Genomic DNA, 23674 nt, shown 5'->3' with positions numbered 1-23674 from the left:
AACTTCCATTCCTTCAAAAAACACTCACAGTCTCTCTCATTTCTAGAATAATTGACAGCTTTTGCAAACTGTTTCATAATGAGAATATTGGATTTTCCGGTCGATAGATCATTACTTGCTACTGTAGGCATTTATGTTCAAATGCAAGTAGAGAGATGAAAGCCGGCTTACGCTGTAAGCCTTTTGGGGCTTGTATTTAAGGAGGACAATTACATAATGGTAAAGCGCGGTCGCATTGTTGCCTTCTTCCTTATTGTTTTATTAGTAGGGAGTTTGATTGGAGCAACAACTAATGGCATTACAAAGGATATTAAACTTGGACTGGATCTTCAAGGTGGATTCGAAGTTCTTTATGAAGTAACTGCTTTAGATGGTCAAAAGGTTGATAAAGAAGCGTTAGCTAGTACGGCGAAAGCATTGGATAAACGGATCAATGTCTTAGGGGTAAGTGAGCCGAATATTCAGATTGAAGGAGAAGACAGAATTCGTGTTCAGCTTGCTGGCGTTACAGATCAAAATAAAGCACGTGAAATTTTATCGACTGAAGCGAATCTATCTTTCCGTGATGTAAATGATGTAAAAATGATGGATGGCTCTGATCTTGCAGAAGGCGGAGCAAAACAGACCTTTGATGATAATGGGAATCCAAGCGTCTCACTTAAACTTACGAGTGCAAGTAAATTTAAAGAGGTAACACAAAAAATTGTTAATATGGGTGAACCAAATAATTTACTTGTTATTTGGCTTGATTTTGAAGAAGGTGTTTCTTTTAAAGCCGAATCAGCGAAGCAAGACCCTGCTTATTTATCTGCTCCACGTGTGAGCCAAGTATTTAATCAGGATTCAGTTTCGATTACTGGTCAATTTACGATTGATGAGGCACAAACATTAGCTGATTTATTAAATGCAGGCTCATTGCCAGTGAAATTAGATGAGGTGTACTCAACCTCGGTAGGTGCACAATTTGGTGAGCAGGCCATGCAGAAAACCGTTCTTGGTGGAATTGTCGGAATTGCGGTTATCTATTTATTCATGATTTTCTATTATCGTTTCCCAGGATTTATCGCAACAGTGACACTATCTATTTATATTTACCTTATTCTTCTAATATTTGATTGGATGAATGCGGTATTAACGTTGCCTGCTATTGCGGCACTCGTACTTGGAGTGGGTATGGCCGTCGATGCCAATATCATCACTTTTGAACGAATTAGGGAAGAAATGAAGGTTGGAAGAACACTTAAGTCTGCTTTCCAAGCAGGAAGCAAAAATTCATTTGCTACTATTTTTGATGCGAACATCACGACAATAATTGCAGCCGTAGTTTTATTTGTGTATGGGACAAGCTCTGTAAAAGGTTTTGCAACTATGCTAATCCTAAGTATTGTTGTCAGCTTTTTAACAGCTGTCTACTTATCAAGACTTTTGCTTGGACTATGGGTTAATAGCAATTTCTTCTACAAGAAGCCTGGATGGTTTGGTGTGAAGAAGAGTGAAATTAAGAATATTGCAGAAAATTATGAAGCACAGGATTTGCCAACAAGATTTGATAATATTGATTTTGTTAAGCACAAAAATAAATTCTTTATATTCACTAGTGTTGTTATGGTACTTGGAATCATCGCACTTGCTGTTTTCCGATTGAATTTAGGAATTGACTTTTCAAGTGGTTCTCGAATCGAACTTGATGCAAAAAATGCCTTAACAAAGCAAGAATTACAAACTGAGCTTTCGAAACTTGATATTGAAACCGATGATATCGTAATTTCAGGAGAAAATAGCGATATTGGTGTAGCAAGGGTCAAGGATGTACTTAGCAAGGATGAGATTGCTGATTTAAAAACACATTTTAATAAGAAATTTGGTGCGGATCCAAATGTAAGCACGGTTTCACCAACTGTTGGTAAAGAGCTTGCAAAAAATGCAATGAAAGCATTAGTCATTGCCGCAATTGGTATAATCATCTATGTAACAATTCGATTTGAGTATCGAATGGCGATACCTGCTGTTCTTGCTCTTATACACGATTCATTTTTCATTATTGCCTTCTTCAGTTTCACAAGACTAGAAGTGGATATTACCTTTATTGCTGCCATTCTAACGGTTGTCGGTTACTCAATCAATGATACAATCGTTACTTATGACCGTATGAGGGAAATCATGCATAAGAAAAAGCGTTTGAAGACAGTTGAGGATATTGCTGAAGTTGTTAATAAAGGACTTCGCCAAGTAATGGGACGTTCAATCAACACTATTTTAACTGTTATTATTGCCGTTTTAGGATTGTTGATTTTCGGAAGTGAATCTATTCGTAACTTCTCAATTGCTTTGCTTGTTGGTACGGTTGCTGGAACCTATTCCTCTATCTTCTTAGCTGCACAAATATGGTATGTATGGAAGTGCAAGGAATTGAAAGCAAAAGGGCCAATTTCAACAGTGAAAGAAAAACGTAAGATGAGTGATGAGCCACAAGTATAATTTCGGGTCATTAAATATACATGAAAAAACCTCAGGTGTTCATTCCTGGGGTTTTTTTGTAGGCAAGAAAGCATAACTTTATATGAGTTTAAGAAATGTTCTTCTCAAAGCATCTTGTGCTATTCTTAACAGGATCTGTATGAGTGTCTTTTCAAATTGGTACGCACCATTTCTGCTTTTCTATATTTCCTAACGGTATTATTAGAATGAATAGGTTAAACTATAAATAAGTTTAGAGGAGGAAGGAAGTTTCGGGTGAGTAATCAAGATCGTTTTAAAAAAGCAGAGTCAGCTGCGATGCTTGGTATTATTGTGAATATCGCTCTTGCTATTATTAAATGGGGGATTGGAATCTATTCTGGAAGTCGTGCCTTAGTAGCAGATGCTGTTCATTCAGCCTCAGATGTTGCTGGTTCGTTTGCTGTTTATTTAGGTTTAAAGGCAGCTAAGCAGCCTCCTGATGAAGATCATCCATATGGTCATGGAAAAGCTGAATCCATTGCAGCAATTATCGTAGCTGTTCTTTTATTTCTAGTAGGGATTGAGATTGGGAAATCGTCCTTTCAGTCATTTTTTCAGCCGATTCAAGCACCAAAAACAATTGCCATTGCAGCTGTGATCCTTTCAATCATAGTAAAGGAAATTTTATTTCGCTATAAGTTTAAATTAGGTCGTGAATTAAATAGTGATGCATTAATAGTCAATGCTTATGAGCACCGTTCAGATGTTTATTCCTCCATTGCAGCTTTAGCAGGAATTGGCAGTGCAATTATTGGGGGAAAGCTTGGAATTGGCTGGCTTGAATATGCAGATCCAGTTGCTGGAATTATCGTGTCGCTTATGGTTATAAAGATGGCTTGGTCGCTAGGAAAAGAGTCCATACATAATACACTTGATCATGTGCTTCATGAAGAAGATACGATAGAGTTGCGCCGTGCTGTCGAAGGGGTTGAAGGGGTAAAGAAAATTGATGAACTACATGCTAGAGAACATGGGCATTATGTCATTATTGATTTGAAAATATCTGTAGATCCTTATATTACAGTAGAACAAGGGCATCTTATTGGAAAAAAGGTAAAGAAAAAGTTATTAGAGATGGAAAATGTTCAGAATGTTTTTGTTCATATTAATCCATATAATGATAAAGATTAAGAAAAAGACAAGTACTTTCTATTATTGAAACGCTTCAATCCCTCCTGTATAATTAAAAAGTTGAGGGGTGAACATATGTTGCATTCAAAAACACGATGGATCGTACGGGATTCAGATAAAGAGAAAGAAAATTTACTTGTACAAGAATTAAATATTACTCCTCTCATGGCTTCGCTGCTTGTTAATCGTGGATTAGAAATGCCGGAATCAGCACGGCATTTTTTATTTGATCATAATCAAGATTTTCATGACCCTTATTTATTAGCGGATATGGATATAGCTGTATCAAGAATAAATGAAGCGATCGAGCAGAAGGAACCGATATTAATATTCGGAGATTATGATGCCGATGGAGTAACCAGCACTTCGGTTATGATGATGACTCTCCGGGAGCTTGGTGCAAATGTTGAATTTTATATACCAAACCGTTTTACGGAAGGGTATGGGCCAAATATTCCTGCTTTTCAGCATGCAGCAGAAGCAGGTGTTCAACTAATTATTACGGTTGATACGGGAATTGCTGCTGTCAATGAGGCGAAGGCAGCAAAGGAACTAGGACTCGATCTTATTATTACTGACCATCATGAACCAGGTCCTGAGCTTCCAGAAGCGCTGGCCATTATTCATCCAAAGCTTGCGAAAGGCAATTATCCTTTCCGGGAATTAGCAGGAGTTGGGGTGGCATTTAAACTAGCACATGCTCTATTAGGCAAGGTTCCGGAGCATCTGCTTGAAATCGCAGCAATTGGCACGATTGCAGACCTCGTTTCCTTAAAAGGAGAAAACCGTTTAATAGCCAAAAGAGGGATAAAAAAACTTCAATCAACTCAAAATATTGGCCTAAAGGCTTTATTTAAATTAACAGGTGTAGAAGCTAGTACGATTAATGAGGAAACAATAGGTTTTCTTATCGCACCACGCTTGAACGCAGCTGGAAGATTAGAAAGCGCCGACCCTGCTGTTGATTTATTATTAACAGAGGATGCTCTTGAAGCAGAGACAATTGCTGAGGAAATAGAGCAGTTGAATAAGGAAAGACAGACGATTGTTCGTGAAATCACGGAGCAAGCGATACGTGAAGTCGAAGAAAAGTACCCAATAAGTGAGAACTCTGTGCTTGTTATTGGAAAAGAAGGCTGGAACGCAGGCGTTATTGGGATTGTCGCTTCCAAGCTAGTGGAGAAATTCTATCGGCCAGCAATCGTACTAAGCTATGATTATGAAAAAGGTCTGGCAAAAGGCTCTGCGCGTAGCATCTTAGGCTTTGATTTATTTAAAAACCTTTCTAATAGCAGAGATATTCTGCCGCACTTTGGCGGACATCCGATGGCTGCTGGGATGACATTGAAACTTGAGGATGTTGCCGAACTTCGTAATCGGCTAAACGTAGCTGCAAGTGAACAATTAACTGCTGAGGATTTTATTCCCGTTACTAAGCTTGATGGTGAAATTGTTTTAAATGATATTCATCTTTCAGCTTTAGAAGAAATGCAGATGCTTTCTCCTTATGGAATGGATAATCCAAAACCAAAAGTAGTCATTAAAGATGCTGCTATTTCTGGAATGAGAAAGATTGGTTCGGATCAAAACCATTTAAAGATGACGATTGAAAATGAAGGATACACCTTAGATGGTGTTGGCTTTGGACTTGGTTCTCTGTACGAACATATCTCACCAAGTTCCAAAATATCTGTTACAGGGGAATTAGCAATAAATGAATGGAATAATATACGCAAGCCGCAAATTTTTCTCCATGATTTAGCCATAGAAACATGGCAGCTTTTTGATATAAGAGGGGTTAAACGTCTTGAAAGTTTAGTAGACCTAGTTCCTAAAGAGCAATCGAAATGGATTATTTTTAATGAAGAAAATCTGGAGAAATTTCAATCCTTTGCAGATGGAAAAATGGTGAGAGTAAGTTCTATAGAAGATGCTTGCGCCTTGAATATAGATAAAGAAAATGTGATTTTGACAGACTTGCCGCCTAATAAAGAAATTTTGAATGGATTATTTGCTGGGAAAAACCCAGCAAGAATTTATGCCCATTTCTATAAAGAGGATAGTACTTATTTTAGTACCCTTCCAACTCGTGATCATTTTAAATGGTTTTATGCTTTATTAGTAAAGAAAGGCCCAATGGATTTGGTGAAGTATGGAAATGATATAGCTAAATTTAAAGGGTGGAGTCGAGAAACGATTGAATTTATATCAGAAGTGTTTTTTGAACTGGATTTTGTTAAAATAAATAATGGAATCATTTCTGTTAATAAAGCTTCACAAAAGCGTGATTTAACGGATTCAATAATTTATCAAAAAAAACATATTCAATATACGCTAGAGAGCGATTTTGTGTATTCTTCTTACGAACAGTTAAAAGAATGGTTTGACGAAGTGATCCAAGGTGTACGTGAAATTTGAGGAGGAAATGAAAGAATGGACTTAAAACAGTATATTACAATTGTCCAAGACTGGCCAAAACCAGGTATTAAATTTAAGGATATCACAACGCTAATGGATAATGGTGATGCCTATAGATATGCAACAGACAAAATTGTTGAGTATGCACAAGAAAAGCAGATTGAACTAGTTGTTGGCCCTGAAGCCCGTGGTTTTATTATCGGCTGCCCTGTTGCTTATTCACTTGGCGTTGGTTTTGCTCCAGTAAGGAAAGAAGGAAAGCTTCCTCGTGAAACAATTAAAGTCGATTATGGCCTTGAGTATGGGAAGGATGTCCTTACAATTCATAAGGATGCCATTAAACCAGGACAGCGTGTCTTAATTACTGATGATTTGCTTGCTACAGGTGGAACGATTGAAGCAACGATTAAATTAGTAGAAGAACTTGGCGGTGTTGTGGCTGGGATTGCTTTTCTAATTGAATTATCTTATCTAAAAGGCCGCGACAAGCTTGAAAAATATGATATCCTTACATTAATGGAATATTAAATTTTCTTTTAGAGCGCTTAAACAATGGCGCTCTTTTTATATTGAAATACTTCAGAATTCGACAGACTTTTTATTTTTCCTTAAAAATAACCTTCTAACCCTTTACATCTTCGCTATTTTTTTCGATAATAGTAACAATCATTATTATTTATAAGGCAAGTTTAAACGGAAATTTAGATAAAATAATTAGATAAAGGTGATCCCATGGCGAACGATCATGTTCTGACCGCTGAGCAAGTCATCGACAGGACAAAAGTATATTTAAATGATGAGCATGCGGCACTAGTGAAAAAAGCATATGATTTTGCAAGGCATGCACATCGTGAACAATATCGAAAATCGGGTGAACCTTATATCATTCATCCTATACAAGTGGCAGGCATTTTAGCTGATTTGGAAATGGATCCTTCCACGGTTGCAGCCGGTTTTCTTCATGATGTTGTAGAGGATACGGATGTCACATTAGCAGATATTAAAGAAGCCTTCAATGCAGAAGTAGCGATGCTTGTTGACGGCGTCACAAAGCTCGGAAAAATTAAATATAAGTCAAAAGAAGAACAGCAGGCCGAAAACCATCGAAAAATGTTTGTTGCGATGGCACAGGATATTCGAGTCATTCTGATAAAACTGGCTGATAGACTCCATAATATGCGTACACTAAAGCATCTGCCAGCAGAAAAACAGCGAAGAATTTCAAATGAAACTCTAGAAATTTTTGCCCCTCTTGCTCATCGATTAGGAATCTCAAAAATTAAATGGGAACTTGAAGATACTGCTTTAAGATACTTAAATCCGCAGCAATACTACCGGATTGTCAACCTGATGAAAAAGAAAAGAGCAGAGAGAGAGCAATATCTTGAAGATGTCATCGATGTTATGCGCGGTCGGATGGCTGATGTTTCAATTAAGTCCGAAATTTCTGGGCGTCCAAAACATATTTACAGTATATATCGAAAAATGGCCTTGCAGAATAAGCAATTTAGTGAAATTTACGATCTACTTGCTGTAAGGATTGTTGTGAACAGTATTAAAGATTGCTATGCCGTTCTAGGGATCATTCATACATGCTGGAAGCCAATGCCTGGACGATTTAAGGATTACATCGCCATGCCTAAGCAAAATATGTATCAATCCCTTCATACGACCGTTATTGGGCCAAAAGGGGATCCGCTTGAGGTTCAAATCAGAACATTTGATATGCACCGGATTGCTGAATTCGGGATCGCCGCCCACTGGGCATATAAAGAGGGCAAAAAGGTCAATGAAAGTTCATCTATTGAAGACAAGCTGACATGGTTCCGTGAAATTCTGGAATTCCAGGATGATACGATTAATGCAGAAGAGTTTATGGAGTCTCTTAAGATTGACCTATTCTCTGATATGGTATTTGTTTTTACCCCTAAGGGAGATGTAATTGAGCTTCCATCAGGTTCTGTACCAATTGACTTTGCCTACCGAATTCATTCTGAAATTGGGAATAAAACAATTGGGTCGAAGGTCAACGGGAAGATGGTAACCCTTGATTATAAATTGAAAACAGGCGATATTATTGAAATATTAACTTCCAAACATTCTTATGGTCCAAGTAAGGACTGGCTAAAGCTAGCTCAAACATCGCAAGCCAAAAATAAAATAAGACAGTTCTTTAAAAAACAAAGACGTGATGAGAATGTGGAAAAAGGAAAAGAGCAAGTTGAAAAAGAAATCCGCAATATGGATTTTGATTTAAAAGAAATCTTAACAAATGATAATATTAAAAGAGTTGTGGAAAAGTTCAACTTTATGAATGAAGAAGACATGTACGCAGCTGTAGGCTATAACGGGGTAACTGCCTTACAGGTTGCTAACCGGCTAACTGAAAAATGGCGCAAAAAGCGCGATATGGAGCAGACAGCTGATATTATTACAAATGCAGTCTCTGAATTAAAGTCCTTTCCTTCAACCAAAAAGCGTGAATCTGGTGTACGCGTTTCGGGAATTGATAACTTGCTTATTCGCTTGTCGCGCTGCTGTAACCCAGTGCCTGGAGATGAAATTGTCGGTTTCATTACAAAGGGACGAGGTGTGTCTGTCCATCGAGCGGACTGCACGAATATTGTTACAGAGGATGCAAAAGCAAGATTAATTCCAGTCGAATGGGAAACGGCATTAAATGATCGCAAGGAATATAGCGTTGAAATTGAAATCACCGGTTATGATAGACGTGGTTTATTAAATGAGGTTCTTCAAGCGGTAAATGAGACAAAAACGAATATTTCGGCAGTGACTGGCCGTTCGGATCGGAATAAATCTGCGACTATTAATATGACCATTGCGATCCATAATGTCAGCCATTTGCAAAAAGTAGTGGATCGGATCAAGCAAATTCCTGATATTTATGCTGTTCGAAGGATTATGAATTAAGGAGTTTTTTGTGATGCGGGTTGTTGTACAGCGAAGCAAAAAGGCAAGTGTTACAGTTGATGAGGAAATCGTCGGAAGCATTGTTAAGGGGTTTGTATTGCTTGTCGGTGTTACTCATGAAGATACGGTAGAGGATGCTCACTATCTAGCAGAGAAAATAGCCAATCTGCGTGTCTTTGAAGATGAGGAAGGAAAAATGAATCTGTCCATTTTGGATTATGGCGGAGAGATTCTTTCTATTTCACAATTCACATTATATGGGGATTGCCGTAAAGGACGCCGACCAAACTTCATGGATGCAGCAAGACCCGAACATGCTGTGACAATATATGAAGCTCTCAATGCTTCTCTTCAGGAAAAAGGTTTTAAAGTTGAAACAGGCAAATTCGGGGCAATGATGGATGTCCAATTAATTAATGATGGACCGGTAACATTGATACTAGAAAGTAAATAGAAAAGAGTCAGATACTCTTCATACAATTGTATGGAAGGATCTGACTCTATTTTTTTGTAAAACAATTGTTGGTCTGATTAACTGAACAAGCCTTTATGTACGAAGGAATAACCAGCGTAGTGAGATGAGGCAGATCGACACTTACTTGATTATGGATGTCTACCTAAAATGCTTCACTAGCCCTTGGTATATTCCCGTTGTAACCATTTCTTGATATTGATCAGAAGTGACAAGCATTTCTTCAGTTGGATTACTTAAATAGCCTAGTTCCAACAGAATGGCATTGCGTTTATTTTCTCTTAACACATAGTAGTCGCCAAATCGGTAATCACGGTCTTTCAGACTAGAATTAGAAGCGACAGATGTATGAACATCAGCGGCTAAGCTTTTTTGATTAGCATGATAATAATAGGTAGTCATCCCTCTTACACTACGGTCAGTAATGCTATCATAGTGAATACTAATAAATGCATCAGCATTCTGGTGCTGTGCTGCATAGACTCGTGATGACAATGGAACATATGTATCATTATTTCGTGTTAAGATGACATTTGCACCAGTTGCTTTTAATTTACTATATAAGAGCTGGGCAGTCCGTAAGGTTACTGTTTTTTCTATTGTTCCACTTGCACCGGTTGTCCCGTTATCTCTGCCGCCATGACCAGGATCTATGACGATTGTTTTGTTTTTTAAACTTTTGCTTGAACCGGGTTTATCAACGATAGGTGCCAGTCCATTTACCGAAACAATCCATCCAGCAATATAGCCGCTTTCCCCATTTGCCAGGCGAATTTCATACCAATCATTTTGGATACTGATTACATCAAACATTGCTCCTTGATCAGCTCTTTGTACAACTGCAGAAGAAGCATTAGCGCTTTTTCTGATATTTGACCCATTATGAATGATTGTAATCTTGCTGTTTTTTACTGTTTGTTTACTAGATTCTAGACCGCTTTGCTCAGCTTTGTTCAAATACCAGCTTGCAACCCAGCCGAAGTTGCCTTTTTTATATTCTATTTTCGCCCAATTATTAACGATCTCTATGATTGGAAAGCTTTGTCCCATTGAAATAGAACCGATTGCTTTTCCATTAAGTGAGCCAGAACTTCTAACTGTTAAGGATGTTGCCGTAACCGTTCCTGTTCCTGCTTCTTTTTTATTTCCGCTTGGCTTTGATTCATTCGTGTCAGAATGAGCTTTTTCAACTTCTACATATTGACTGCTAATCCATGCCTGATTACCTGAATAAGAAATTTCAGTCCAGCCATTTTTTTGAGAGAGAATCTTTACCGTATCCCCAGCCCCTAATTTTCCAATAATCGATCCATCGAGAGAGGGTGTGCTGCGAATATTTAGCGAGTTGGAAGTGATCCTTCCATTCGAATTACTTGTGTTATTGCGAGTTGTGGAATTCTTTTTGAACTGAACATATTCACTTGAAACCCAGCCAACTCCGTATGAAGTATCAAGTTGGACCCAATCGCCACTTGTCGATAGAACAGTAAAGTCATTTCCTTTATTAATAGTTCCGATGACTTGATAGTTTGTTCCAGGCCCTTTTCTAACCCTTAATCCATCAACAGTTACCGCCGCATGATTGTCCGCGGATATTGAAGCAGTAGTACCGCTATCTTTGCTGTCTTCCTTGGAAACAAGCCAATCTGCAACCCAGCCCTTTTTCCCACTATCAAGTTGAATTTCTATCCATTCTTTGCTTTCTGAGAGAAAAGGATAGCTTTCCCCCCTATAAGCCTTTGCAACAATAGGATAGCTTAATCCTGGACCCTCACGAATATTTAAGTTATCTGTAGCGATCTTGATAGATGAACCTGCTGCATTCGTTGGTGATAAGGGCATCGGTCCTAATCCAATGAAAAGAATTAGGCAAACAAATAGAATGATTTTTTTCTTTCTATGCATTCGTACACTCCTCTCCTATAGCAATGAAAAGAAATATCATCTTATAAGAAAAACAAAATTGCTTTAAGCAGTCAAGCTTTTTCAGTATAAAAAGTAAACTGATTTTGTTCAACCTTGTTATTATTTCTCTTTTTGATTCGGATTTCCTCCTATAAATACTTATAAATAACCTAGTAAATTTAGCAAGAAAATGGGATAGATTTTTTACATTGATGGGAACAATAGAGAGGAATAATGGAATGAGGGTGATTAGATGCGATTTGGTGAGAAAGGTATGTCAGCGCAAATGGGAGAAAATCAGCTTTTTGGTGTGGATTTCCACGATTTTATCCAAAAGGAACAAGGCTCAAATATGGTAGAATTAGCTTCGGAATTTGGGCTAACAGTTAAAGATGTTCGGAAATTGAAAAAGCATTTGGAACGATCTTAATAAATCCCTATTGACATTAGACTTGATGATACGTATTATTAAATAAATATTAAGCGAAGCATGCTGCTGACAAGGCGCACTTGGCGCTATTATAATACCGTTTGATGAAGAAGAGTAGTTAAACCCCACATGAAAAGAGAGAAAATGCCATAGGCTGAAAGCATTTTTCGCATGATGATTTAATGAAAGAACACTTCGTAGGTTTCTCTCTGAAAGAAGCAATCGCTCTTTAGTAGGAGTTGAACGTTAACAGGCGTTAACTGTAAAAGAGGAAGATCGTCATATCTGACGGCTTCAACTAGGGTGGCACCACGGGAATCTCAGAAGCTCTCGTCCCTTGTATATTTATACAAGGAGGCGGGGGCTTTTTTATATTTTTGGCTGTTTTTTTAAAGATTGTTGTTTTTGAAAGTGTGAATATACTTTGTTGATTGGAGCGGAAGGCATGAGACTCCTGCGGGAGGAGTGGGACGGCTGAGACCCCACAGGAGCTACGCTCCGAGGAGGCTTAGCGCCCACCCCGCGGAAAGCGAATGCCTGGAGCGGAAATCAACCTTTACTTACTATTTTTAATTAACAACAACGTTTGCGAGTATAGCCATATTTATTATGACTACATATGAAAAATTCTAAATAGGAGGAGACGAAAAAATGTCTATTCGTTTACCAAGAGGTACCCAGGACATCCTTCCAGGGGAAGTTGAAAAATGGCAGCTTATTGAAGAAAAGGCAAGAGAACTATGTACTAAATTCCAATATCGTGAAATCAGAACCCCGATTTTTGAACATACAGAACTTTTTTTACGGAGTGTAGGGGATACAACTGACATCGTTCAGAAGGAAATGTATACCTTTGAAGATCGCGGAGAGCGAAGTTTAACATTGCGTCCAGAAGGAACCGCAGCTGTCGTTCGCTCCTTCGTCGAACATAAAATGTATGGGGACGCGAATCAGCCAGTGAAGCTTTATTATATGGGACCTATGTTCCGCTATGAGCGCCCACAAGCTGGACGTTACCGTCAATTCGTTCAGTTTGGTGTAGAGGCAATCGGGAGTGCGGATCCAGCTATCGATGCAGAAGTCATTGCATTAGCCATGTCCCTGTACAGCTCACTCGGCTTAAAAAAACTGAAGCTAGTAATTAACAGCTTAGGTGATAAGGATAGCAGAAAAGCGCATCGTGAAGCTTTAGTAGATCATTTTAAGCCAAGAATTGGTGAGTTTTGTACGGATTGTCAAGGAAGACTTGAGAAAAATCCAATGCGTATTCTTGATTGCAAGCAGGATCGTGATCACGAGCTAATGAGCAGTGCACCGTCAATTATTGATTACTTAAATGAGGATTCTAAGCACTATTTTGAAAAGGTACAGCAGTATTTAACTAATCTTGATATTGCATTTGAGGTTGACCCAAACCTTGTTCGCGGTCTTGATTATTATACACATACAGCATTTGAAATTATGAGTGATGCGGAAGGCTTTGGAGCAATTACAACTCTTTGTGGAGGCGGACGCTATAACGGATTAACTGAAGAAATTGGTGGTCCAGAAGCACCGGGAATCGGATTTGCAATGAGTATCGAGCGTTTTATTGCTGCGTTAAATGCTGAAAGTATCGAGCTTCCTATCGATAAAAAAATTGATTGCTATCTCGTTTCATTAGGAGAGGAAGCGAAGGATTATACAGTTGGTTTGCTTCACAAGCTGCGCCTTGCTGGATTCTCTGCTGAAAGGGATTACCTTGACCGCAAAATTAAAGCGCAATTTAAAGCGGCAGACCGTTCTAATGCAAAATATGTAGCGGTTTTAGGGGAAGATGAGCTAAAAGCGAACAAAATCAATCTAAAGTCGATGGATACAGGTGAACAAATTGAAGTTGACCTAGAATCCTTCATAGAAAAGCTTGCTGAATTAATATAGTTTTTGGGAAACGGAAGTTTATTTGCGAATCCTAGTTTACTCGCGAAATTTCTGTCTTACTAATAGGAGGAATCATCATGTTTGGGAGAACGTATTACTGCGGAGAAATAACAGAGGCGGCAATTGGTGAAAAGGTTATTTTAAAAGGATGGGTACAAAAACGACGTGACTTAGGCGGCTTAATTTTCATTGACCTTCGTGACCGTACAGGCATCGTTCAAGTTGTATTTAACCCAGAAGTGTCTCCAGAGGCTCTTGCTTCAGCAGAAAGAGTAAGAAGTGAGTTTGTCCTTGATATTGAAGGGATCGTTGTTGCAAGAGAACAAGGGACAATAAACCCGAATATTAACACGGGCCGTATTGAAATTAAAGCAGAAAAAATCTCTATTTTAAATGAAGCGAAAACACCACCATTTGCTCTTGATGACAAAATGGAGGTTTCTGAGGATGTCCGACTTAAATATCGCTATCTTGACTTAAGAAGATCGGCTATGTTTGAAACGCTAAAAATGCGTCATCAAGTAACGAAAGCTATGAGGGATTTTCTTGATGGAGAAGGCTTTCTCGATGTTGAAACACCAATTTTGACAAAGAGTACACCTGAAGGGGCACGTGATTACTTAGTTCCTAGCCGTGTTCATCCTGGTGAATTCTACGCATTGCCACAATCACCGCAAATTTTCAAACAGTTGTTGATGGTTGGCGGCTTTGAAAGGTATTATCAAATTGCTCGCTGCTTCCGTGATGAGGATTTACGTGCTGACCGTCAGCCAGAATTTACCCAAGTCGATATGGAAATGAGCTTCATGAGTCAAGCTGAAATTATTAGCTTAATGGAAAATATGATGAGCAAAATTATGAGAGAAGTAAAAGGGCTTGATGTTCAAATCCCATTCCCGCAAATGACTTATCAGGATGCAATGGCTCGCTTTGGTTCTGATAAGCCTGATACTCGTTTTGAAATGGAACTAACCGATCTATCAGAAATTGTGAAGGATTCAAGCTTTAAAGTATTTGCAGGCGCTGTATCTTCAGGTGGACAAGTAAAGGCAATCAATGTGAAGAATGGAGCGGGAAAATACTCTAGAAAAGATATTGATGCATTAACAGAGTTTGTCTCACGCTATGGTGCCAAAGGACTTGCATGGTTAAAAGCAGAAGAGGATGGCTTAAAGGGGCCAATTTCTAAATTCGTTACAGAGGAAGAACAAGCGGCAATTAAAGCAACTCTATCCGTTGAAGTTGGTGACCTTCTATTATTTGTAGCCGATAAGAAAAATGTTGTTGCTGATGCTTTAGGTGCACTGCGTTCGAAGCTTGGCAAGGATCTTGAACTTATTGACCAAAGTAAATTCAACTTCCTTTGGATTACGGATTGGCCATTGCTTGAATATGCTGAAGAAGAAGGCCGTTATTATGCTGCCCATCATCCATTCACGATGCCGGCGAGAGAAGATCTAGAACTGCTTGATACAAACCCATCCCAAGTTAAAGCTCAAGCATATGACCTTGTCTTAAATGGCTATGAACTTGGCGGGGGATCTCTTCGTATCTTCGAAAGAGAAGTACAGGAGAAAATGTTTAGTGTCCTTGGCTTTTCAAAAGAGGAAGCGTATGAACAATTCGGTTTCTTGCTTGAAGCTTTTGAATATGGCACACCACCACACGGGGGCATCGCACTTGGTCTTGACAGACTTGTCATGCTGCTTGCAGGCAGATCTAATCTACGTGATACGATTGCATTCCCGAAAACTGCTAGTGCAAGCTGTGTCTTAACGGATGCACCTGGTGAAGTAAGCGGGGCGCAATTAGACGATTTACACTTAGCACTTAATTTAAAAAAATGAGGTATGACCTATTTAGGATTGCTTGAAAGGGTCATTCTAATATGGTAAAATACAATTAATCAAATAAAGAGTCCTGATGTGTTCGTTGTGTAACCTAAAATTTTGACCAACATTATTTCTTCGGGAGACCGAGTTTTCCTGCCGCGTAAATGCCTCATGGATGAGGACTTACAATAGCAGGGAACAGGACACCCACCTGCTGAGTGCGGGTTCAAAACGAAGGCATCAAAGCGACGGCACGATTGGGACTCTTTACGTACATACGAAATAAAATCCATGTCTATCTCAGACATGGATTTTTTGTGTGAAATTTGGCAGGTATTGAAAAGCAAATGCGATCGAAACACTAAAAAACTGGAACGTAAAATAGTGAAACGTTCCAGTCAGCGGTTGTAATGTCCGAACACGGGAGCGGAAAAAGAAGAAACGTTCCCATCAATGATTGAACATCAAAACATGGGACGAATAGAACTAATATTAAGAAATATTACTGTGCTGTCTGGTACTCTGCAGTAATATTATTGATGATATCTCGAACGGGTAAGATCTTTTTGATTTCTGCTACTCTTGAGCCGGCAAATACTAAACCATTCTCAACATCTCCTCCAACAGACTTCAAGAGTGAGTCTAGTGTGCAGAAGCGATATGAGCAGTTTTTTAAACAATCATGGCATTTTTCTATTTTTAATTTTCCTGTACCGGAAATTAAGTCAGTGAATTTATTTTTTATTGCTCTTCCATGTAGGCCAACAGTTGTTTTGACAAGAACTGTATCTCCAACTTGTGCGTTTACATACTTTTCTTTAAATGATAAAGGTGCATCACATTCTTCACTAGCGACAAATCGGGTCCCCATTTGTACTCCCGATGCCCCCATCTGAATAGCTTTAGCTAAGTCATGTCCTGTCAGGATTCCTCCAGCTGCAATTACAGGAATGTTTACTGCCTCGACCACTTCAGGAAGGATTTCAAACAGCGGTCGATCGGTGCCGAGATGTCCTCCAGCTTCATGTCCTTCGACGACAACTGCAGCAGCACCAAGTCTTTCTGAAATTCTGGCAAGCTTAGCAGATGAAACGATAGAAATGACTGGAATGCCGTATTCTCTTCCCCATGCATACATATCACGTGAAATACCAGCACCTGAAATAATAAAATCCACTTTTTCTTGGAGTGCGGCCTTCATATTTTCGGCAAAATCATTCATGGCAAACAAGACATTGACGCCAATATAGCCAGAGCCCTTTACAAGCTCTTTTGCTTTTCTAATCTGATTTCTTAATTCGTCTGCCGAAATGCCAGTACCAGAAATAATTCCGATTCCCCCAGCATTTGCAACAGCTGAAGCGAGTCCGCTTAGTGAAATGCCAACACCCATTCCGCCTTGAAGGATTGGAACTTTTGGTGTCATATGCCCAATTTTTAATTGTGGTAAGCTCATACTAATTCCCCATTTCTACTCCTATTTTTTTATCCCCGCCTAAGCGTAGCATCTGAAATAAAAATATAATAGTGACAACTGTCATCTGGTCATAATAGTTAGTATAAAAATTTTTCGATTGTGATTGATGCTTATTTTTTTCAAAAAGTATGATATATTCATTATCGGGAAAAAAATAAAGAAATGTCATTTTGAAAAAGTTATGGAGTTGAGATAGATGTTGCATCAATTTTCACGAAATGAGTTGGCTTTTGGTACGGAAGGCCTTGAAATTATGAAAAATAGTACAGTTGCTGTTCTTGGAGTTGGCGGGGTAGGGACGTTTGCTGCTGAAGCATTAGCCCGATCTGGAGTTGGCCGATTAGTTCTTGTTGATAAAGATGATGTGGATATTACGAATGTGAATCGCCAAATCATTGCCTTGCTTTCAACTATTGGGCAGCCAAAGGTTGATTTAATGAAGGAAAGAATTAAAGATATTAATCCAGAGTGTGAAGTTATTGCATTGAAAATGTTTTACACAGAGGAAACATATGAGCAATTTTTCGAGCAGGGTCTCGATTTTGTCATTGATGCCTCAGATACTATTTCTTATAAAATCCATTTAATGAAGGAATGCTTAAAACGCAATATTCCTATTATTTCTAGTATGGGTGCTGCTAATAAATTGGATCCGACACGCTTCCAAATTGCTGATATTTCGAAAACACATACAGATCCAATTGCAAAAGTTATTCGGACACGTCTGAGAAAAGAAGGAATTAGAAAGGGAATTCCAGTCGTATTCTCTGATGAAAGCCCGATTGTCATTCGTGAGGATGTCCGTAAAGTTGTAGGTAAGGAAGATGCGGAAATCCGCAAAGCCAAAATTCCGCCCGCATCCAATGCATTTTGCCCGTCAACAGCTGGCTTAATTATGGCGAGTTATGTGAATAGAGAACTGTTAAAAGATATTAAAATTTATCGTGTAAATGATTAAGGAGCACCAAGTGGCCTGGCTGGCTGAAGCCAGGCCTTTTTTAATGGAGTTTGCAAAAAAGACTGTATTATTGCAAAGGTATTGTGGCTTTTTGCAAAAATAATGCTGAATTTGCAAAATTAATCATACTTATTGCAAATAAAACAGTTTTTTTGCAAAATAACCCCGAAAATTCTTAATTCCCATGGAAAATTACCAATTGACGGATAATTATGTATCAGTGTACTATGTAACTAGAACACTAGAACGCCGATTTGGAGGTTGGAGCTTGTGAAGGCTTTTAAAGGTTTACTCTATAAAGAATTAAAACTGACGAAAAATTGGTTTATGGTCGGAATCGCTCTATTGTTATTTGGTGTAATTATCGGTGTAGGCTTGACGAAATATTTCAATGAGCCAAATATTTTCGCTGTCGTGGCCGTGCTGATATTAGTTGGGCATGGACTTTACTTACCTGCATACCTTCTATCTTCACTTAACATTGAGGGCCAAACACAGCTATGGCTACACAATCCAAATAGTGGAGCTGCGCTTTTTCTAGCTAAACTAACAGCTGGCTTTGTTTTATATGTTGTTTCTTTTTTCATTTCACTCGTTGTTGCAATTATGGGACTCTCTCATGCGGTGAACGTGGTAAGCCTGTTTAATTTAACTGGGGGGCCAGTCCTCAATCTTACCTTAATGGGAGTAGGGATTACGCTAGGAACTCTTTTCCTGGGAGTCTGGGTTTTATTTTATTGGTCGTTATTTCATTCTTTGAAAAATGTTCCAATCTTGAGTTCCCTTCGTTGGCCGATTGTTATTGGCACTTGGATTTTGTTAACGACAATAGGCAATTATGTGAGCAATCTGCCATTGTATCAAAAGCTAAAAAACATAGGAGTTATTAAACTCGATGCCTATTCGTTGGAGTTCGAAGCAGGGAAAACTTCGGCTTCTGCTGGCTTTGTAGAAAATGCTGAACTATCAATAATGAATGGAATGATTTATACAGTTATCGTTATTATCGTTTTCTATGCCTCCGTTTGGCTGTTAGAGCGGAAAGTTGAGGTGTGACGTCATGGGTGAGGAATTCCAAGCATCAAGGCCTATATATATGCAAATTGCAGACAAGATTAATCAGCAAATTATCCGAGGGGATTTATTGCCCGGAAACAAGCTCCCTTCCGTTCGTGAAATGGCCGTACAATCAGGAGTCAATCCAAATACGATTCAAAGAACATACAGTGAATTGGAGAGGATGGAAATCGTGGAAACGAAACGAGGGCAAGGAACGTTTGTAACGGAGAATGAGGGAATGATTCATCGATTAAAGCTCGGTATGCAAATGGACATCATCGAATCGTTTGTTAACAACATGAAAGAACTTGGACTTTCAGAAGAGGATATGATCTCTGGCTTAAAAAGATATTTTAATGGAAAGCGGGAGAGTTAAGATGATCGAATTCAAAAATGTATCCAAAAAATACGGACGGGATTCTGGCTTAGATGATGTGTCCTTTACTCTGGAGAAAGGGAAAATCTATGGCTTAATAGGTCCGAATGGAAGTGGAAAATCAACGACATTAAAGATTATAGCGGGACTTGTTCATTCTTCGAAAGGAACTGTTCTTGTAAATGAAATTCCAGTTGATAGAAGAATTGCAAAAGAAGTAGCCTATTTATCTGAACTAGATAGTTTCTATCAGCCTTTTAAGGTGAAGGATATGATTAACTTCTATGCTTCGCAGTTTGAGGATTTTCGAATCGATCGTGCGAATGAGTTATTAACATTTATGAAGCTAGATCCTGATAAAAAGCTAAAGCAATTGTCAAAGGGGAATCGGGGAAGATTAAAACTTGTACTTGCATTGGCAAGGGAAACATCTGTCCTGCTATTAGATGAGCCTTTTTCAGGTCTTGATCCAATGGTAAGAGATTCAATTGTAAAAGGACTACTATCTTATATTGATTTCGAGAATCAAACAGTTGTCATTGCGACCCATGAAATTGATGAAATTGAGCCTTTACTAGATGAGGTACTTGCGATTAAAGATGGAAAAGTGATCGATCGGCAAAATGTCGAGGATTTAAGAGAAACAAGAGGTTTATCAATTATTCAGTGGATGAAGGAGACTTTTAAAGAATGAGAGGAGAAAAGACAATGGATACCCTTGTGGAAATTCAAAATGTAACCAAAACGATTAAGGGCAGAACGATTATTGATTCACTAAGCTTTAATGTTAACAAAGGGGAAGTATTTGGCTTTCTGGGCCCAAATGGTGCTGGAAAAACAACAACGATTCGAATGATTGTTGGTCTGATCGGAATGACTTCAGGTGATATTAAAATTCTTGGTCATAGCATTAAAACTGATTTTGAGCAGGCGATTAGACATGTGGGGGGCATTGTTGAAAATCCGGAAATGTATAAGTTCATGAGTGGTTATCAAAATCTCATTCATTATGCCCGGATGTCTCAAGGCGTTACGAAAGAAAAAATTGCTGAAACTGTTGAATTCGTAGGTCTTACTGATCGTATTCATGACAAGGTAAAAACATATTCACTTGGAATGAGACAGCGTCTTGGATTGGCACAGTGTCTTTTGCATGATCCGAAAATCTTGATTTTGGATGAACCGACGAATGGCTTGGACCCTGCAGGAATTCGCGAAATCAGGGACCATGTTAGAAAGTTAGCAAGAGAAAAGGATATGGCTGTTATCGTATCAAGCCATTTGCTATCAGAAATGGAAATGATGTGTGATCGAATTGGAATCATTCAGCAAGGGAAGCTCATTGATGTTCAGCTAATGACTGATTTTGTTCAAGGGAATGAGAAGATTTATGAAATTGAGGTAGATCGAAAAGAACATGCCGAACGAATGGTTAAAGAGATTTTTCCAGATATAAGAGTGCAGTTAACTGAAAATGGCGTCGCTTTGCCGCTTAAAAGAGAGAGTATTCCTGAGATAATAAAATATTTTGTTAGTCAAGACATTCAAATTTTTGGCGTTAAGGAAGTAACGAAAACATTAGAAGATCGTTTCCTTGAGGTTACTTCACAAAAGGGGGAACTTGTTCATGATTAAATTGATTCAAAACGAATGGATGAAAATATTTAGAAGAACAGGAACATATGTCATGATCGGGCTGCTCCTTTTCGTATTAATAGCTATGGGCGGCTTTATCAAGTATCAGGATAGCAGAGGAAGTGTTCCAGACAATTCAGAATGGAAAAAAGGTCTTCAGGTTCAGAATGAAAGCTATAAAAAAGAACTAGATGAAATGGGAGATGCGCTACCAGCAGAAGTAAAGACTAGCTATGAAAGAGAAATCACGATAAACGAATATAGAATTAAAAATGATTTATCACCAAATGACGGGTATTCTGTCTGGGGATTTTTAACTGATGCATCGCAAATGATTGAATTTGCTGGTTTATTCACGATCATTATCGCAGCAGGAATCGTTGCCAGTGAATTTAACTGGGGAACAATTAAGCTGCTATTAATCCGGCCGATAAAAAGAGGAAAAATTTTGGCGGCAAAATATTTGACTGTTTTGCTATTTGGCTTGTTCATGCTCTTCATCCTATTTGCCTTTTCAGGAATTTATGGAATGATTCTTTTCGGTTTCCCAAGTAATCCTGCTCCATATTTAAATTATTATAATGGTACTGTTACGGAGCAGAGCATGCTTGTTCATCTAATCATTTATTTCGGACTGAAATCTATTAATATGATTATGCTGGCAACTATGGCATTCATGATTTCTGCAGCATTCAGAAACAGCTCACTAGCAATTGGTTTATCGCTCTTCCTAATGTTCATGGGCGGACAGTTGACACGATTAATTGCAATGAAATATGAATGGGCAAAATATATCCTTTTTGCAAACACAGATCTTCTGCAGTACTTTGAAGGAGCGCCAATGGTAGATGGGATGACATTAGGGTTTTCAATTGTAATGATCATCATTTACTTCCTTCTCTTTCAGGCTGTTGCATTTTATGTATTTAAAAAGAGGGATGTTGCTGCATAGGAATGGGTGGCATTATTGGATAGTCCTTTGTAAATATCAAAATGCTCAGAGATCGATTGAACTCTGAGCATTTTTTGAAGATGGATGACTGATAGCGAAATGAGGGTCTATTTGAAAAATGTAGCGGACACCCAATCCGCTATTTGTATATGATCTACTATTTTTACTACGCGAACGGACACCTATTCCGTTAATGAGTCATCTTCATCCGAAATTTACGCTCTTGAACCTTAATAGCGGAACTTAAGTCCGAAAGTGTAAAAAATAAAGGGATTATGATGAAATAGCGGAACAACAGTCCGCAACTATTTTTTTATTTCAATAACTTGCTATAAATAGTTGCCAATGCCTGTTCGAATTTCCCTGTCTTCTTCGGTTCATAATAGATTTTGTTTTTCAAGCGATCAGGTAAGTATTGCTGCTTCACCCAGCCTGCATCATAATCATGTGGGTATTTGTATTCAATCCCTCTGCCAAGTTCTTTTGCCCCCTTGTAATGGGCATCCTTCAAATGGTCGGGAACTTCTCCGCTCTTGCCAGCTCTTATATCTTCGAGGGCTGCACCAATTGCGATTACTGCTGAATTAGATTTTGGAGATAAACATAATTCAATGACCGCATTTGCAAGCGGGATTCTCGCTTCAGGAAATCCGATTCGTTCTGATGTTTCAATCGCAGCAAGTGTTCGTGCACCGGCCTGTGGTGAAGCGAGTCCAATATCTTCATAGGCAATCACAAGCAATCTTCTTCCAATGCTTTGCAGATCTCCTGCCTCAATTAATCTTCCTAAATAATGTAAGGCAGCATTGACATCACTGCCGCGAATCGATTTCTGGAAGGCTGACAGCACATCATAATGGGCATCTCCGTCTTTGTCATGTGACAAACTCTTTCGCTGCATACATTCCTCTGCCGATTGCAAGTCAATGCGGATGATGCCAGCATCATCAGGCTCTGTAGACAATACGGCAAGCTCTAATGCATTTAAAGAGCTTCGAACATCTCCATTAGAAGCGGTCGCAAAGTGTGTGAGCGCATCTTCACTAATATTGACATGTTTCTCACCTATCCCACGTTCACTGTCACTAAGTGCTCTTAGAAGCGCCTCTTTTATATTTTCTACTGATAAAGGCTTTAATTCGAAAATTTGACAGCGGCTCCTGATCGCTGGATTGATCGCATGGTATGGGTTACTAGTCGTTGCTCCAATTAAAGTAATCATTCCATTTTCTAAATAAGGAAGCAGAAAATCCTGTTTGCCTTTATCCAGTCGATGGACTTCATCAAGAAGAAGAATGACCTTCCCAGACATTTTCGCTTCTGCAGCCACGACTTCCATATCCTTTTTGTTGTTCGTTACTGCGTTAAGCGTGCGGAAAGCATAACTGGTACTTCCAGCAATAGCACTTGCAATGGACGTTTTACCGATTCCAGGGGGACCGTATAAAATCATTGAGGATAGCTGTTTTGCTTTTACCATCCGATGAATGATTTTGCCCTCAGCTACAAGATGCTCTTGGCCAATAATTTCCTCAATAGACCTTGGCCGCATTCGAAAGGCCAATGGTTTAATACTCATGTCTATCACTCCAAAACGTTCAAAGGTTATTTAAATAAACATACCATATTACATGATTAGGCAAAATGATAAAGCTAATTAAATATGTTATAATTACAAA

The 23674-nt window shown here is 38.7% G+C and carries 17 protein-coding genes, 1 other RNA gene, 1 pseudogene and 1 other annotated feature; of the genes and pseudogenes, 16 read left to right on the top strand and 3 right to left on the bottom strand.

Annotated features, from left to right (window positions below):
• Positions 1-216: 216 nt before the first annotated feature.
• From secDF to dtd, 6 genes and pseudogenes are all read left to right on the top strand, one after another.
• Positions 217-2478 (top strand): protein translocase subunit SecDF, encoded by a 2262-nt coding sequence (gene secDF, locus ACFYKT_RS10915; protein WP_389219376.1) that lies wholly within the window; start codon positions 217-219, stop codon positions 2476-2478.
• Between the two features lie 255 nt (positions 2479-2733).
• Complete coding sequence (locus ACFYKT_RS10910) at positions 2734-3630, top strand: cation diffusion facilitator family transporter (protein ID WP_389219374.1); 897 nt, start codon at positions 2734-2736, stop codon at positions 3628-3630.
• Between the two features lie 75 nt (positions 3631-3705).
• A pseudogene (gene recJ / locus ACFYKT_RS10905) lies at positions 3706-6073 on the top strand (single-stranded-DNA-specific exonuclease RecJ).
• Complete coding sequence (locus ACFYKT_RS10900; protein WP_389219372.1) at positions 6064-6576, top strand: adenine phosphoribosyltransferase; 513 nt, start codon at positions 6064-6066, stop codon at positions 6574-6576. Before recJ ends, ACFYKT_RS10900 begins: the two are co-directional and overlap by 10 nt.
• 204 nt (positions 6577-6780) lie before the next feature.
• Positions 6781-8979 carry a RelA/SpoT family protein gene (locus ACFYKT_RS10895; protein ID WP_389219370.1) on the top strand — a complete coding sequence of 733 codons (2199 nt, stop codon included), beginning with the start codon at positions 6781-6783 and terminating at the stop codon, positions 8977-8979.
• 13 nt (positions 8980-8992) lie between these two features.
• Positions 8993-9433, top strand: a complete 441-nt coding sequence (gene dtd / locus ACFYKT_RS10890) for a D-aminoacyl-tRNA deacylase (RefSeq protein WP_389219368.1) — start codon at positions 8993-8995, stop codon at positions 9431-9433.
• Between the two features lie 159 nt (positions 9434-9592).
• Here dtd and ACFYKT_RS10885 read toward each other — a convergent pair whose 3' ends face one another.
• Positions 9593-11356 (bottom strand): SH3 domain-containing protein, encoded by a 1764-nt coding sequence (locus ACFYKT_RS10885; RefSeq protein WP_389219366.1) that lies wholly within the window; start codon positions 11354-11356, stop codon positions 9593-9595.
• Positions 11357-11609: 253 nt separating this feature from the next.
• Between ACFYKT_RS10885 and ACFYKT_RS10880 the strand changes: the two genes are divergently transcribed.
• From ACFYKT_RS10880 to ssrS, 4 genes are all read left to right on the top strand, one after another.
• Positions 11610-11786: a hypothetical protein gene (locus tag ACFYKT_RS10880; RefSeq protein WP_389219364.1), complete on the top strand. Its 177-nt coding sequence runs from the start codon at positions 11610-11612 to the stop codon at positions 11784-11786.
• A gap of 91 nt (positions 11787-11877) precedes the next feature.
• Positions 11878-12127: a binding site (T-box leader), on the top strand.
• A 310-nt stretch (positions 12128-12437) separates the two neighbouring features.
• Positions 12438-13706 (top strand): histidine--tRNA ligase, encoded by a 1269-nt coding sequence (gene hisS / locus ACFYKT_RS10875; protein WP_389219362.1) that lies wholly within the window; start codon positions 12438-12440, stop codon positions 13704-13706.
• Positions 13707-13783: 77 nt separating this feature from the next.
• Positions 13784-15553 (top strand): aspartate--tRNA ligase, encoded by a 1770-nt coding sequence (aspS, locus tag ACFYKT_RS10870; protein ID WP_389219361.1) that lies wholly within the window; start codon positions 13784-13786, stop codon positions 15551-15553.
• Between the two features lie 67 nt (positions 15554-15620).
• A non-coding RNA gene (gene ssrS / locus ACFYKT_RS10865) (6S RNA) lies at positions 15621-15806 on the top strand.
• A gap of 234 nt (positions 15807-16040) precedes the next feature.
• On the opposite strand, the gene ACFYKT_RS10860 is transcribed toward ssrS, so the two are convergent.
• On the bottom strand, positions 16041-16994 hold the full coding sequence (locus tag ACFYKT_RS10860) for an NAD(P)H-dependent flavin oxidoreductase (RefSeq protein ID WP_389219359.1): 954 nt from the start codon (positions 16992-16994) through the stop codon (positions 16041-16043).
• 217 nt (positions 16995-17211) lie between these two features.
• Between ACFYKT_RS10860 and ACFYKT_RS10855 the strand changes: the two genes are divergently transcribed.
• From ACFYKT_RS10855 to ACFYKT_RS10830, 6 genes are all read left to right on the top strand, one after another.
• Positions 17212-17973, top strand: a complete 762-nt coding sequence (locus tag ACFYKT_RS10855; protein WP_389219357.1) for a tRNA threonylcarbamoyladenosine dehydratase — start codon at positions 17212-17214, stop codon at positions 17971-17973.
• A 270-nt stretch (positions 17974-18243) separates the two neighbouring features.
• Positions 18244-19029 carry a hypothetical protein gene (locus tag ACFYKT_RS10850; protein WP_389219355.1) on the top strand — a complete coding sequence of 262 codons (786 nt, stop codon included), beginning with the start codon at positions 18244-18246 and terminating at the stop codon, positions 19027-19029.
• A 4-nt stretch (positions 19030-19033) separates the two neighbouring features.
• Complete coding sequence (locus tag ACFYKT_RS10845) at positions 19034-19408, top strand: GntR family transcriptional regulator (RefSeq protein ID WP_389219354.1); 375 nt, start codon at positions 19034-19036, stop codon at positions 19406-19408.
• A gap of 1 nt (position 19409) precedes the next feature.
• Positions 19410-20102, top strand: a complete 693-nt coding sequence (locus ACFYKT_RS10840; protein WP_389219352.1) for an ABC transporter ATP-binding protein — start codon at positions 19410-19412, stop codon at positions 20100-20102.
• Positions 20103-20116: 14 nt separating this feature from the next.
• Entirely contained in the window at positions 20117-21043 is a 927-nt protein-coding gene (locus ACFYKT_RS10835; protein WP_389219750.1) for an ABC transporter ATP-binding protein, read from the top strand.
• Positions 21036-21995 carry an ABC transporter permease gene (locus ACFYKT_RS10830; RefSeq protein ID WP_389219350.1) on the top strand — a complete coding sequence of 320 codons (960 nt, stop codon included), beginning with the start codon at positions 21036-21038 and terminating at the stop codon, positions 21993-21995. The genes ACFYKT_RS10835 and ACFYKT_RS10830 overlap by 8 nt, the downstream gene beginning before the upstream one ends.
• 313 nt (positions 21996-22308) lie before the next feature.
• On the opposite strand, the gene ACFYKT_RS10825 is transcribed toward ACFYKT_RS10830, so the two are convergent.
• Entirely contained in the window at positions 22309-23574 is a 1266-nt protein-coding gene (locus ACFYKT_RS10825; protein ID WP_389219348.1) for a replication-associated recombination protein A, read from the bottom strand.
• Positions 23575-23674 lie beyond the last annotated feature (100 nt).

The sequence above is a fragment of the Cytobacillus mangrovibacter genome, from assembly GCF_042865275.1.
Lineage (GTDB): Bacteria > Bacillota > Bacilli > Bacillales > Cytobacillaceae > Cytobacillus > Cytobacillus mangrovibacter.
This window is presented reverse-complemented; position numbering and strand designations above follow the sequence as displayed.

Coding starts and splice junctions, on each gene's coding strand:
- ACFYKT_RS10860 (WP_389219359.1), bottom strand. CDS start 16,994: ATGAGCTTACCACAATTAAAAATTGGGCATATGACACCAAAAGTTCCA.
- secDF (WP_389219376.1), top strand. CDS start 217: ATGGTAAAGCGCGGTCGCATTGTTGCCTTCTTCCTTATTGTTTTATTA.
- ACFYKT_RS10895 (WP_389219370.1), top strand. CDS start 6,781: ATGGCGAACGATCATGTTCTGACCGCTGAGCAAGTCATCGACAGGACA.
- ACFYKT_RS10830 (WP_389219350.1), top strand. CDS start 21,036: ATGATTAAATTGATTCAAAACGAATGGATGAAAATATTTAGAAGAACA.
- ACFYKT_RS10825 (WP_389219348.1), bottom strand. CDS start 23,574: ATGAGTATTAAACCATTGGCCTTTCGAATGCGGCCAAGGTCTATTGAG.
- ACFYKT_RS10900 (WP_389219372.1), top strand. CDS start 6,064: ATGGACTTAAAACAGTATATTACAATTGTCCAAGACTGGCCAAAACCA.
- ACFYKT_RS10880 (WP_389219364.1), top strand. CDS start 11,610: ATGCGATTTGGTGAGAAAGGTATGTCAGCGCAAATGGGAGAAAATCAG.
- aspS (WP_389219361.1), top strand. CDS start 13,784: ATGTTTGGGAGAACGTATTACTGCGGAGAAATAACAGAGGCGGCAATT.
- hisS (WP_389219362.1), top strand. CDS start 12,438: ATGTCTATTCGTTTACCAAGAGGTACCCAGGACATCCTTCCAGGGGAA.
- ACFYKT_RS10855 (WP_389219357.1), top strand. CDS start 17,212: ATGTTGCATCAATTTTCACGAAATGAGTTGGCTTTTGGTACGGAAGGC.
- ACFYKT_RS10840 (WP_389219352.1), top strand. CDS start 19,410: ATGATCGAATTCAAAAATGTATCCAAAAAATACGGACGGGATTCTGGC.
- dtd (WP_389219368.1), top strand. CDS start 8,993: ATGCGGGTTGTTGTACAGCGAAGCAAAAAGGCAAGTGTTACAGTTGAT.
- ACFYKT_RS10885 (WP_389219366.1), bottom strand. CDS start 11,356: ATGCATAGAAAGAAAAAAATCATTCTATTTGTTTGCCTAATTCTTTTC.
- ACFYKT_RS10835 (WP_389219750.1), top strand. CDS start 20,117: ATGGATACCCTTGTGGAAATTCAAAATGTAACCAAAACGATTAAGGGC.
- ACFYKT_RS10845 (WP_389219354.1), top strand. CDS start 19,034: ATGGGTGAGGAATTCCAAGCATCAAGGCCTATATATATGCAAATTGCA.